Genomic DNA, 13257 nt, shown 5'->3' with positions numbered 1-13257 from the left:
TATTGCAGAAGTAACTTTAAAATGTCAATAATCATTATTAGTCGAATAAAACTAAAAAAAGAAAATATGACTTATATAATAAGAGTTATTCATAGAATAAGCTAACTTTTTCAAGAAATCTGAGTTTTACAAAACAACTTTAAATTATTATAATAAATTGTCAAGATATTGTGCGAAATTTAAAAATAATTACTATATATTGTGGAGGGCTAGTTGATGACACTATTAGAGAGATATTGTGCATGGTCTATAGAAGAACTGAATGATGAAACAGGATTATATACTGAAGAAAAGTTAATGGTTGCTTTAGATAATATAGTTACATCAAAAATGGGAGAAAAAGAGATAATAAAATCTTTCATACAAGTTTCGTTAGAGTTAACTTCTCAAGTAGAACCAAGATGGCAGGAAATTGCGGCGAAGTTATATGTTAAAAATTTATATGAAGAAGTAAGAGTAAATAGAGGACTAGAAGAAGGGGCAAATCCATATGATAATTTCTATGGTTTTATAAAGGAACTTACTGATAAAGGATTATACGGAAAATATATTTTAGATAATTACTCTAAGGAAGATATAGAAGAATTAGAAAAAGAAATAAAAAGAGAGAGAGACTTTTTATTTACATACAGTGGAATAAATTTATTAGCAAAAAGATATTTAGTTCAAGATTTTAATAGATTACCATTAGAACTTCCTCAACAAATGTTTATGGGAATTGCTATGCACCTTGCTATCCCTGAGAAGAAGGAAAAAAGACTTTATTGGGCAAAAAGATTTTATGATGTTTTAAGTTCTATAAAGGCTACAATGGCTACTCCAACTATGTCTAATGCTAGAAAGCCATTCTACCAATTAAGTTCATGTTTTATAGATACTGTAGATGATAGCTTAGCTGGTATATATAAATCATTAGATAATTTCTCAAAGGTTTCTAAGTTTGGTGGCGGAATGGGAATTTATATGGGTAAGGTAAGAGCCTTAGGCTCAGCCATAAGAGGTTTTAAAGGTGCATCAGGTGGAATTATACCTTGGATAAAATTATTCAATGATACAGCCATAGCTGTTGACCAATTAGGAGTTAGAAACGGATCAGTTGCTATTTGGTTAGATGCATGGCATAAAGATTTACCAGAGTTTCTTCAAATAAGAACAAACAACGGAGATGATAGAAAGAAAGCTCATGATATATTCCCAGGACTTTGTTATCCAGATTTATTCTGGAAGTTAGCAGAAAATGATATAGATGCTAACTGGTATATGATGTGTCCTCATGAAATAAAAACTGTTAAAGGATATTCTTTAGAAGATTTCTATGGGGAAGAATGGGAAAAGAAATATTATGAGTGTGTAGAAGATGATAGAATAGAAAAGAGAGTTATGAGTGTTAAGGATATTGTAAGACTTATCATAAAAAGTGCTGCAGAAACAGGAACACCATTTGCTTTCTATAGAGATACAGTAAATAAATTTAATCCTAATAAACACAAAGGAATGATATATTCATCAAATCTTTGTACTGAAATAATGCAAAACATGAGTGCTATGGAGATAGAACAAACAGAAATTAAGGACGAAAATGGTGATGTAGTAGTTATTGAAAAAACTAAGCCAGGAGACTTTGTTGTTTGTAACCTTTCTTCAGTGGTATTAGGAAATGTTGATGTTACATCAGATGAAGAAGTGGAATACGTTGTTGAAACTCAAATAAGAGCAATGGATAACGTAATAGACTTAAATTATTATTCAGTTCCATTTGCTGAAATAACAAACAAGAAATATAGAGCTGTTGGATTAGGAACATCAGGATACCATCATATGCTTGTAAATAATAAGATTGTATGGGATTCAGAGGAACACTTAAACTTTGTAGATAAAGTTTATGAGAGAATAAACTTCTATGCTATAAAAGCTAGTTTAAACATAGCAAAGGAAAAGGGAAGCTATCCATTATTTGAAGGATCCGACTGGAGTAATGGTGATTATTTTGAACTAAGAGAATATAATTCACCACAGTGGAAAGAACTAAAAGAAGAGATTGCTAAATATGGTATGAGAAATGGATACCTATTTGCGGTAGCTCCAAATGGTTCAACTGCCACTTTAGCTGGAACTTCAGAGGGGGTAGATCCTGTTATGAATAGATTCTGGTTAGAAGAGAAAAAAGGAAGCATAACTCCAAAGGTAGCACCTGGATTATGTCAAGAAAATTTCTGGTACTATGTTTCAGCTTACAATGTAAATCAAGAATTTACAGTTAGAGCAAACGGAGTAAGACAAAGACATATAGACCAAGGACAATCATTTAACCTTTATATAACTACAGATTATACTATGAGACAAATAATGAATCTTTATATTTCAGCTTGTAAAAATGGAGTTAAAAGTATTTATTATGTAAGAAGTAAATCTCTAAGTGTTGACGAATGTGAGAGTTGTTCAGCTTAGAATATAAATTAAGAATTTTAAAGATACTCATCTAGGCTTAGGTGAGTATCTATTAATTATAGATAGAGAAATAAAGAGATGAAAGGTGACGTAAAATGGAAATAAATAAAAGACCGCTTTTTAATGAGTTTGGAGATATTGAAACTAATAAAAAGAAAATGATAAACGGTAATACAACTAATTTAAATGACTTTAATAATATGAAATATACTTGGGTTTCAGAATGGTACAGACAAGCAATGAATAATTTCTGGATACCAGAGGAAATAAACTTAGCTCAAGACTTAAAAGATTATAAAAAGTTGACTAAGGAAGAAAAAACAGCATATGATAAAATCTTATCTTTCTTAATATTTTTAGATTCAATACAAACAGCTAACCTAGGAAATATAAATAGTTATATTACTGCTTCAGAAGTTAACTTATGTTTAACTATACAAGCTTTCCAAGAAGCGGTTCACTCACAAAGCTATAGTTATATGCTAGATAGTATTTGTTCACCAGAGGAGAGAAACGAAATATTATTCCAATGGAAGGATGATGCTATATTACTTCAAAGAAATAAATTTATAGGAGACTTATATAATAATTTCTTAGAAGATTCAAGTATGGAAAACTTTATAAAATCAGTAATGGCTAACTATATTTTAGAGGGTGTTTATTTCTATTCAGGATTTATGTTTTTCTATAATTTAGAGAGAAATGGAAAAATGCCTGGTTCAGCTCAAGAGATTAGATATATAAACAGAGATGAAAATACTCATTTATGGTTATTTAGAAGTATAATAAAAGAATTAAAAGAAGAAATACCAGAAGTATTCACTAAAGAGTTAAAAGAAGAATTAAGAGAAATGGTGAGAACTGGTGTTGAACATGAAATCGCATGGGGTCACTATGTTATAGGTGATAATGTTACTGGAATAAATAAAAATCTTATAGAAAGATATATAAAATATATAGGAAACTTAAGAGTTAAAGCTATAGGTTTAGAGCCTTTATTTGAAGGATATAATGAGAATCCAGCACCATGGGTAGATTATTATGCTGATGCAAACCAAGTAAAAACAGACTTCTTTGAGGCAAAATCAACAGCATATGCTAAAGCAGGAGCTTTAATAGACGATCTATAAAAATAGAATTTAATATTTAATTGCATGAATTATAAAGAGAGCTATATCAATACTATTTATGAGAGAATTTATAAATATAAAATTTATGAATTCTTCTAAGTTAAGGTTTGATATAGCTTTTTTTATGCCTATACTAAAATTCATATATAAATAAGAATGATTTAAGTGGTAATAGATTAAGAGTTAATGGAAGATAATTACTAAAATTAGAGTTTATTATAAATGAATTTATTTTATAGAATAAATAAGTTTAAATTTATAAGCATAAGTTAGTATTTTAAAGATTTAATAAGATAATTTTAATTAAATGAGTTATACAATAATGATAATCATTTTCAATAAGTAAGGTTTTATGTTAATATAGCATCATAGAAAACAAAAAAACATTTGGAGGTTAAGTATGGCTAAGATGATGGGACCTCGTTTCAAAATGTGCAGAAGACTTGGATTAAATGTAGTTGGACATCCAAAAGCAATGAAACGAGCTGATAGAGGAACAAGCAGAGCAGATAAGAAATTATCTGATTACGGTATTCAATTATTAGAAAAGCAAAGATTAAGAGCTTACTACGGTGTTATGGAAAGACAATTTACTAGATACGTAGATCAAGCTTTCAATAGTAAAGAACAACCTGGTGAGGCTTTACTTATGATTTTAGAATCAAGACTTGATAATATGGTATATAGAATGGGTTTTGCTAGCTCAATAAGACAAGCAAGACAAATGGTTAACCATGGACATTTCTTAGTAAATGGAAAGAAAGTTAATATACCATCTTTCAGATTAAATATAGGTGATGAAGTTGTTTTAAGAGAAAAATCAAGAAAAACAGAAATGTTTGTAAACAACTTTAAAGATAGCATAGGAAGTGAAGTTCCTTACGTAAGTAAAGAAGAAGATAACTTTAAAGGAATTTTCACTAGAAAGCCTAAGAGAGAAGAAATTCCAATAACAATACAAGAGCAATTAATAGTTGAATTCTATTCTAAATAATAGAAATACTGTATAACTTGTTTAATATTAAATTTAGTTTTAATTATTAGCTGTTCCCGTAGTTAAAACTAAAAAAGTCTTGTCATAATTATACTTCAGAATGTTACTAAACTCTTACTAATAAAAAAACACTTGGAGATGTGCTGGTCTCCAAGTGCTTTTTTCTTTTATTATTTTTTTACATCTATATTATACTTTTTACATTTCAAAGAAACTGTTCTATGAGTTAATCCTAAAGCTTTTCCTGCCTTATTAAAGGATTTGTACTTCTTCATAGCTGCTTCTATTATTTGTTTTTCATATTCTTCAAAGGGAAGTATATGATCAATATCAATATTTAAATTAAAAGACTTTGATTCAACTGGCTTTAAATATGAAGGCAGATAAGAACTATCTATATAATCTCCATCACAAAGATTTATGGCCCTTTCCATTATATTTTCAAGCTCACGTATATTTCCAGGCCAAGAATACTCAATTAGTAGATTAAGGGCATCTTGTTTTATTCCTAATATAGTTTTATGTAACTTTTTATTTAGCTTAGTTATAAAATGTTCGGCTAGTTCAGGAATATCTTCTTTACGTTCTCTAAGTGGAGGAAGATTAATACCTAAGACATTAAGTCTGTAATAAAGATCCTCTCTAAAGGAACCCTCTTCAATCATTTCTTCTAAATTTCTATTAGTTGCAGCAATAACCCTCACATCAATATTTCTAGGAGTTATTCCTCCAACACTTTCAATCTCTCTTTCTTGTAAAACTCTAAGGAGTTTAACTTGCATTGATAAGGGCATATCACCTATTTCATCTAAGAATATAGTACCTGTATCAGCAATAGCAAATTTACCAGGTTTGCTTTGAACTGCCCCAGTAAAAGCTCCCTTTTCATATCCGAACAATTCACTTTCTAAGAGATTTTCAGGAATTGAAGCACAGTTAACCCTTACGAAAGGCTTATTTTTTCTATTACTATTATTGTGTATAGCCTTTGCAATAAGTTCCTTACCTGTACCACTTTCACCACGAATAAGAACAGTTGATGTGGTTTCTGAAGCCTTTTGACACATGTACATTATATCCTTTAGAGTTCTAGTTGAACCTATAATATTATTAAAAGAAGAATTTTTAGATAACTGTCTTAAAAACTCATTTTTATAATAATCTAATTCCTGTTCAGATTTATTTAGTTTTGACATAAGTTCTTTAATTAAACTAACTGGTCTAGAAGTAGAAATAACTCCTTTAAACTGTCCATCAATAAATAAAGGATCAATAGTACTTATAACATTTATACCGTTTTTCTTATGAATTACATCTTTTAATAAAGTTTTTTCTTTAAATACTTTAGCTCTAAGTCCATTAGGAGCAATATCAAAAATACTTTTTCCTATAACATCAGAACTAACTTTAGAAAAGTTTTTAATATATGCAGGATTTAAATAATTTATTATACCATTTTCATCTACAAAGCAAATCATATCCTGTGAATTTTCAAGTATCTTAGTAAATTTCTCATTTATTTCTTTCATACCTATAATATCAGATACATCTTGAATAACACTTACAGCCCCTATAATCTTATCGTTTATGAAAAGAGGAGAGCTATTTACTAAGCCAACTCTGTTATTTATATGAAGAGTTGAGCCATACTTTTTTAAATTACTAAGCATAACATGAGGAAGCTGAGATGATGGAATAACTTCATTAATCTTTTTTCCTTTAACATCTTTTTTATTGCATCCAATAAATCTTAAAGCATATTGATTAATTGTTATTATATTTTGATCTATATCTATAACAACAATACCTATTGGCAAACTTTCAAGAACCTGTTCATTAGCTACTATGCTAGCATCTATTATTTCATCTATTTCACTATCCTCAGATTCAATGGGATTATTTATGTTTTTATCAATAAACTCAAGAAGAGATTGAACAGCTAACTTTTCAATCATTCCTTCATTTTTAGATCCAATTAATATACTTTCATTAGGCAACACCTTAAGAGAAAGTATTGCAAGCATACTTATTCCAAGCCAATCTGTATAGGATTCTTTTTTTATATAGAGTTTAACTTTATACTTAGACTCTATTTCAGAAGCCTTATTAACAATCATAGCAGAGTATCTAGTGTGTAATCCTAAGGGCGTCTTTATAATCAATTCTCTTGAATACATGGAGTAAATCACCGTCCAAAGTTTTATTTTTTTATGAATTTATATAAAAAGTGAATAAGGTTGATATTTTTTATCAAGTATTAATAATATATTATCAGAAAAAAGTACTATTTTAAAGGCTTTATGTATATATATCTTAATAAAAAGATTATTTCAAAAAGAAAATTTGATAAAAAATATCAATGGTAAAATTAGTTTGATATTTTTTATCACATTTAGTATAATAAAAACAACTAATATGACTGAGTATTTTAACGTAAGTTTTTAATAAATAAAATATTTTTATAAGATTTATAGGCATTTTTACTAGGGTTTATGAGTATAATATATTTTGAAAAATATTAATAATTAAAAACTTGGCACGCAAATTGCTGTTATATATAAGCAGTGAATTTGAAAAGTGAATTTAGTTGAATTGTGATTGATATTTAATGTTGTATTTAGTTGAGTACGAACTTAAAGGAGGACTACATAATGAAAAAAGGTATTGCTGCTTCAAAAGGATATGCAATAGGAACTGTATTTATACAAGAACATGAGGAAATAATAATATCTGATGCGAAGGTTTCAGATATAGCAGCTGAAAAAGAAAAATTATCTAAAGCTTTAGCTCAATCAAAAGAGCAATTAGAAGCAATAAAAGAAAAAACAGCTAATGAAATTGGAGAACATGAAGCTCAAGTTTTTGAAGCTCATTTAATGTTATTAGATGATGTAGAGTTTACTGGTCAAATGGAAATGACTATAGAAAATGACCAATTAAACGCTATGAAAGCTGTTCAAAATGTTACAGATACTTTCGTTATGATATTTGATTCTATGGATGACCCTTACATGAGAGAAAGGGCAGCAGATATAAAAGACGTTTCTAAGAGAATAATAGCTAACCTAGCTGGCAAGGGTGGAAACGGAATGGAAAATGTAGGAGCTAACACTGTTGTTGTAGCTCATGACTTAACACCTTCAGATACTGCTCAATTAGATAGAAGTAAAGTTATTGGTTTCTTAACTAATATCGGGGGAAGAACTTCTCACTCAGCTATAATGGCTAGAACTTTAGAAATACCAGCTGTTGTTGGATTAGGTAATATAACAACTTCAGTTAAAAATGGGGACACTGTAATAGTTGATGGTATTGAGGGTGTAGCTATAATCAACCCAGATGAAGCTACTATAAACGAATATAAAGCTAGATTAGAAAAATTTAAAGCAGAACAAGAAGAATTAAAGAAGTTAATAGATGTTAAAACAACTACTAAATCAGGTAGAAGAATAGAGGTTTGCGGAAACATAGGTAAACCAGAAGATATAGATCAAGTTTTAGCAAATGGTGGAGACGGAGTTGGACTATTTAGAACTGAGTTCTTATACATGGACAGAGATGAAGCTCCAACTGAAGATGAACAATTTGAAGCATACAAATATGTTTTAGAAAAAGCAGATGGTAAGCAAGTTGTTATCAGAACATTAGATATCGGTGGAGATAAAACTCTTCCATACTTACCATTACCAGAAGAGATGAATCCATTCTTAGGATACAGAGCTATAAGATTATGCTTAGACAGAAAAGATATCTTTAGAGTTCAAATAAGAGCTTTATTAAGAGCTTCTGTTTATGGAAATCTTGCAGTAATGTTCCCAATGATTTCAGGATTAGAAGAATTCCAACAAGCTAAAGCATTTGTTGAAGAATGCAAAGCTGAGTTAAAAGCAGAAGGTATAGCATACTCAGATTCAATTCAATGGGGTATCATGGTTGAAATCCCAGCTGCAGCAGTTTATGCTGATGAATTAGCTAAGCATGTTGATTTCTTCTCAATAGGAACTAACGATTTAATACAATATACATTAGCTGCTGACAGAATGAGTGAAAAGGTATCATACCTTTACAATCCAATGCATCCAGCTGTATTAAGATTAATCAAAATGACAATAGATGGAGCTCACAAACATGGTAAGTGGGTAGGAATGTGTGGAGAGATGGCAGGAGATGAAAGAGCTATACCAACATTAGTTGAATATGGTTTAGATGAATTCTCAATGAGTGCTACATCAATCCTAACTGCTAAGAAAATAATAATGGAACAAGAATAGTCAATAATATTAAAAATTAATATAGAACACTCAAAACCCTAAGTTTTGGCACGAATTAATTCGTGCCTTTTTTTTATAAAAAAATAAGTTTTTATAAAATTAAATTATTTATTATTGAGTTTTAGGTAAAAATAATAATAATTTAAATAAAGGAGGTGTATTTTTTGTTAAAAGTAATAAAAAATATTGAGGTTTATGACCCAGAGTATTTAGGGAAAAAGGATATTGTTATATTAAGTGATAAGATTGAAGGATTATATGATTCTGTGAATATTCCTAAAGATTTTATAAACATACAAGTAATTGATGGAGAAGGGATGATAGCTGTACCAGGCTTTATAGATTGTCATGTCCATATAATTGGTGGCGGTGGTGAAGGTGGTTTTAGAACCAGAACTCCAGAATTACAATTAAGTAGTATAGTAAAAGGTGGAATAACTACCCTAGTAGGGTGTATAGGAACTGATGGTGTTTGTAGAGATATGAAAGGATTAGTGGCAAAAGCTCATGCTCTTTGTGAAGAGGGAGTAACTTGTTACTGTTATACTGGGTCTTATGATGTACCTGTAAATACCATAACTAAAACTATAAAAAGTGACTTATTATTAATAGATAAAGTTATAGGTGTAGGGGAAATAGCATTATCAGACCATAGAAGTTCTCAACCAACATACGAGCAATTCGTCAATATAGTAGCTCAAGCAAGAGTTGGAGGACTTTTATCAGGAAAGGCTGGAATAGTAAATGTTCATTTAGGTAATGGGAAAAGAATGATTGAATATATAACTAGACTTATAAATGAAACAGAGATTCCAGCAAATCAAATAATTCCTACTCATATGGGAAGAAGTAGAGAGCTTTTTGAAGCAGGAATAAATCATGCTAAGGCTGGAGGCCAAATTGATTTAACCACATCTTCAGATCCTCAACATTTAGAAGAAGGAGAAGTAAGAGCAGGTGAAGGGCTTAAAAAGCTTTTAGATGCTGGAGTAGATATAGAAAAAATAACTTTTTCTTCAGATGGTAATGGAAGTATGCCATTATTTGATGAAAATGGAGAGCTTAAAGGTTTAGGAATCTGTTCTGTTGAAAGTCTTTTTAATGAAGTAAAGGAAGCTATAAAGCTTGGAGTACCTTTAGAGAAAGCAATAAGAGTTATAACTAGTAATGTTGCCAATGTTTTAAAACTATCTCATAAAGGATTTATATCAACAGGAAAAGATGCAGATATAATTTTATTAGATAAGAAAAATTTAGACATAAATTCTGTTATATCTAGAGGTAATATTTTAATGGATAATAAAAAATTATTAGTAAAAGGCACCTTTGAATAACAAAATTATAAAAATTAGATAATAATTATTATTTGTAACATTGACTTAATTTTTTAAATATAATATAATTGTAAATAATAAAGTACCCCTTAGGGGTATATCGGGAGGCGTATATAATGGTAAAACATATAAATGATCAAGATTTTAATACAGAAGTAATAGAAGCAAGTGAAGTAGTAGTTGTTGATTTCTGGGCAACTTGGTGTGGACCTTGTAAAATGATAGCACCAGTTATAGAAGAATTAGCAAATGAAATGGAAAATGTTAAATTTGTAAAGGTTGATGTTGATAAAAACCCAGGTTCAGCTGGAAAATATCAAATTCAAAGCATACCAACTTTATTAATATTTAAAGATGGAAAAGTTGTTGATACTTTAGTTGGCTTTAGACCAAAGGCTGCATTAGTTGAAGCCATCAAAAAATACGTTTAATAAGCTTCTTAAGGAGATGAATAATTTTGAGCGAAAGATATGATATAGCTATAATAGGAAGCGGACCAGCTGGCCTTTCAGCTGCATTAAATGCGAAAATTAGAAATAAAAAGTTTATTCTTTTTGGTAATAATGATTTAAGTACAAAGCTTGTTAAAGCTCCAAAGGTAAATAACTATCTTGGATTCGTTGGAAAAGATGGTATGGATCTTAAGAATCAATTTATGGGTCATCTAAAAGAGATGGATATAGAAATAACAGAGGAAAGAATAAATAGTATTTATGCTATGGGAGAATATTTCGCTCTTATGGTAAATGAAAAGATGTATGAAGCCACTTCAATAATCATAGCAACAGGTATTGAGTACACAAAACCTATGAAGGGTGAAGAAGAATTCTTAGGTAAAGGTGTAGGATACTGTGCCACTTGTGATGCCCCTTTATATAAAGAAAAAACTGTAACTATAATTGGCTATAATAAAGAAGCTGAAGAGGAAGCTAATTTTGTAAGTGAATTAGCAGCTAAGGTTTACTATATTCCTAGATATAAGGGAGAATTTGATTTAAATTCAGAAATTGAAGTTATTAATGATATTCCTGTAGAAATACAAGGGGATAGTAAGGTTACTAAATTAGTAACTAAAAATGGTGAAATAGAGACTGATGGTATATTTGTATTAAGAGATAGCATATCACCAGGACAATTAGTGCCAGGATTAAAAATAACTGATGATCACATAGAAGTTGATAGATTAATGAAGACTAATATAGAAGGCTGTTTTGCTGCGGGAGATTGTACTGGTAGACCATACCAATATATGAAGGCTGCAGGTGAAGGAAATGTGGCTGCTTTAAGTGCAGTAGCATACTTAGACAGTAAGAAATAAAAAAAGCTAACACATTGTGTTAGCTTTTTCTTTAGGTAACATTAAAAAATACATGTTGACCTATACTTTTTTCTCCTGTCTTTTCGACGCCTTTCATCCACGAGCATGTAGCGATTTTAGGGTTATAAAAATATAATGCCTCATTTGTTGGGTCATATCCTTCTATGGCTTTTAGAACGGCATTATAGCTATCACCATCAGGTACTACGTCAATTTTGCCATTTCTAACACAAGAAAAGGCATTTTTCTGTGTTATTACTCCATGAATTGTATCTGGAAATTGAGAATCCGTTGTTCTATTAAGTATTACTGATGCAACGGCTATTTTTCCATCAAAAGGTTCACCTTTACTTTCAGCATAAACTACTTGAGACATTAAATATATGTCATCTTTAGTAAGTGAAATTGTAGAGTTTGAACTTTGGAATACAGCAACAACTTCATTATTTGAATTACTACTTTGTTCTGCTTCAGGATTTGGCGAATTAGAAGCCATTTCTGTTAATTCTATATAATTATTTTTGGTTACATGCTCATTTGATAGAGAAAGCCCTAAAACTTCTTTCTCATTAAGTGTAGTGATAATTAATAAGGCGAAGGTGAAGATAAAGTAATTATAAATACTTTTTTTCATAAGAACCTCCTTTTAGGTAATTATTTTACTTTGTATATTGTAACCAAAAAAATAGAATTAATACTCCTATTTAATTTTTATTATAGTTATCTAAAGACTTTTCAGCGGCTTCTAAGGAATAGATAAACTCATCAAATAAAGTCGAAGATTTATCATAATAATCTTCTGGTGTCTTTTTATTTTCAATTTCATCTAAAAGGCCTTTATAGAAATAGTTAATATACTTATCATAGGATTTTAATGCATTTTCAAGAGCTAAGAAAGAATCATTAGCTTGTTCGGGAATAGGTAAGGAATATAAATTATTTTTTAACTCTTGAATAGAAGAAAGTTTATTTTCTATATCTGTAACTAAAACCTTTAAATCTCTATTTGATTCTTTTATTAGGTTAGCTGTTTCAAAAAGTTTTTCATCCATTGAAGAAAGTTTAAGAAGTAATGATTTCATAGAAACAACAAAATCATTCTTTTGGCTTTGGACAAATCCTTTATCTCTATTAGTTTTTATTAGCTCATTTATATAATAAAAAATATCCTGTAGATAATTATTTCCTTCTTTATATAGATATACAGGTATTAAGTTAGACCTACATATAGAATAATAATTTTCACATTCTTTCTTTAGCTTTGAAGCAATAGCGTATTCATCAGATATATTTAAAGCATCTGGAGTTTTCAATATAGAAAGTAATTTATTAAACAATTCTATATTTTTATCTAATCCATCCTTAAGTGGAGAGGATAAATTTTGATGCTTTTGAGAAACTTTTAAAGATTTTAAAGCCGAATTTGTTTCTTGAAGTTTCTCTAATTTATTTTCTATAGAACTAACATAATCTTCAGATGTTATACTATCTTCAGAAAAATCATAAGTAAGATTAATTTCAGAAATAGTTCTTCCTAGGTCTTCAAGTTTAGATTTTTCATTATGTGATCTGAAAAATAAAAAACCTATTATAAATATTAATATAAGAACTGCAAATATTATATATATTAAGGAATTATCAATATATTTTTTATATTTAAAGTCCATAGCAAGTACCCCCTTATATAATTTTCTATTAAAATATATGAGAGAATGTATAATAACATTACCTAGAATATGTAAAACTGAAAAGAAATCATTTA

The 13257-nt window shown here is 29.3% G+C and carries 10 protein-coding genes; 7 read left to right on the top strand and 3 right to left on the bottom strand.

The window, feature by feature from the left end:
• The first annotated feature begins 216 nt into the window (after positions 1–216).
• From CPF_RS13035 to rpsD, 3 genes are all read left to right on the top strand, one after another.
• Complete coding sequence (locus tag CPF_RS13035; protein WP_003482361.1) at positions 217–2448, top strand: ribonucleoside-diphosphate reductase subunit alpha; 2232 nt, start codon at positions 217–219, stop codon at positions 2446–2448.
• 95 nt (positions 2449–2543) lie between these two features.
• On the top strand, positions 2544–3578 hold the full coding sequence (locus CPF_RS13030) for a ribonucleotide-diphosphate reductase subunit beta (RefSeq protein WP_003454288.1): 1035 nt from the start codon (positions 2544–2546) through the stop codon (positions 3576–3578).
• Positions 3579–3978: 400 nt separating this feature from the next.
• On the top strand, positions 3979–4572 hold the full coding sequence (gene rpsD, locus CPF_RS13025) for a 30S ribosomal protein S4 (protein ID WP_003457936.1): 594 nt from the start codon (positions 3979–3981) through the stop codon (positions 4570–4572).
• Between the two features lie 170 nt (positions 4573–4742).
• Here the strand turns inward: rpsD and CPF_RS13020 are convergent, their stop codons facing one another.
• A complete protein-coding gene (locus CPF_RS13020; RefSeq protein ID WP_003457867.1) occupies positions 4743–6749 on the bottom strand; it encodes a sigma 54-interacting transcriptional regulator in 2007 nt (668 codons plus the stop codon).
• 474 nt (positions 6750–7223) lie between these two features.
• Here CPF_RS13020 and ptsP point away from each other — a divergent pair, with 474 nt between their 5' ends.
• From ptsP to CPF_RS13000, 4 genes are all read left to right on the top strand, one after another.
• The gene (gene ptsP / locus CPF_RS13015; protein WP_003457916.1) at positions 7224–8843 is read left to right on the top strand and encodes a phosphoenolpyruvate--protein phosphotransferase; all 1620 of its coding nucleotides are present in this window, start codon (positions 7224–7226) and stop codon (positions 8841–8843) included.
• Positions 8844–9007: 164 nt separating this feature from the next.
• Entirely contained in the window at positions 9008–10177 is a 1170-nt protein-coding gene (gene iadA, locus CPF_RS13010) for a beta-aspartyl-peptidase (protein WP_003457933.1), read from the top strand.
• Between the two features lie 116 nt (positions 10178–10293).
• Entirely contained in the window at positions 10294–10608 is a 315-nt protein-coding gene (gene trxA / locus CPF_RS13005) for a thioredoxin (protein ID WP_003457895.1), read from the top strand.
• Positions 10609–10634: 26 nt separating this feature from the next.
• Positions 10635–11495 carry an NAD(P)/FAD-dependent oxidoreductase gene (locus tag CPF_RS13000; protein ID WP_003457940.1) on the top strand — a complete coding sequence of 287 codons (861 nt, stop codon included), beginning with the start codon at positions 10635–10637 and terminating at the stop codon, positions 11493–11495.
• Positions 11496–11526: 31 nt separating this feature from the next.
• On the opposite strand, the gene CPF_RS12995 is transcribed toward CPF_RS13000, so the two are convergent.
• A complete protein-coding gene (locus CPF_RS12995) occupies positions 11527–12129 on the bottom strand; it encodes a cell wall hydrolase (RefSeq protein WP_003457891.1) in 603 nt (200 codons plus the stop codon).
• 70 nt (positions 12130–12199) lie between these two features.
• Positions 12200–13162 carry a hypothetical protein gene (locus CPF_RS12990; RefSeq protein WP_003457918.1) on the bottom strand — a complete coding sequence of 321 codons (963 nt, stop codon included), beginning with the start codon at positions 13160–13162 and terminating at the stop codon, positions 12200–12202.
• Positions 13163–13257 lie beyond the last annotated feature (95 nt).

Source organism: Clostridium perfringens ATCC 13124, assembly GCF_000013285.1.
In the GTDB taxonomy this organism is placed as follows: Bacteria; Bacillota; Clostridia; order Clostridiales; family Clostridiaceae; genus Sarcina; species Sarcina perfringens.
Note: the sequence above shows the minus strand (reverse complement) of the source record. Positions and strands in the feature narration are given on the sequence as shown.

Bases quoted from the DNA above. Each gene is read 5' to 3' on its own strand.
- CPF_RS13035 (WP_003482361.1), top strand. From the start codon at position 217: ATGACACTATTAGAGAGATATTGTGCATGGTCTATAGAAGAACTGAAT.
- CPF_RS13030 (WP_003454288.1), top strand. From the start codon at position 2,544: ATGGAAATAAATAAAAGACCGCTTTTTAATGAGTTTGGAGATATTGAA.
- rpsD (WP_003457936.1), top strand. From the start codon at position 3,979: ATGGCTAAGATGATGGGACCTCGTTTCAAAATGTGCAGAAGACTTGGA.
- CPF_RS13020 (WP_003457867.1), bottom strand. From the start codon at position 6,749: ATGTATTCAAGAGAATTGATTATAAAGACGCCCTTAGGATTACACACT.
- ptsP (WP_003457916.1), top strand. From the start codon at position 7,224: ATGAAAAAAGGTATTGCTGCTTCAAAAGGATATGCAATAGGAACTGTA.
- trxA (WP_003457895.1), top strand. From the start codon at position 10,294: ATGGTAAAACATATAAATGATCAAGATTTTAATACAGAAGTAATAGAA.
- CPF_RS12995 (WP_003457891.1), bottom strand. From the start codon at position 12,129: ATGAAAAAAAGTATTTATAATTACTTTATCTTCACCTTCGCCTTATTA.
- CPF_RS12990 (WP_003457918.1), bottom strand. From the start codon at position 13,162: ATGGACTTTAAATATAAAAAATATATTGATAATTCCTTAATATATATA.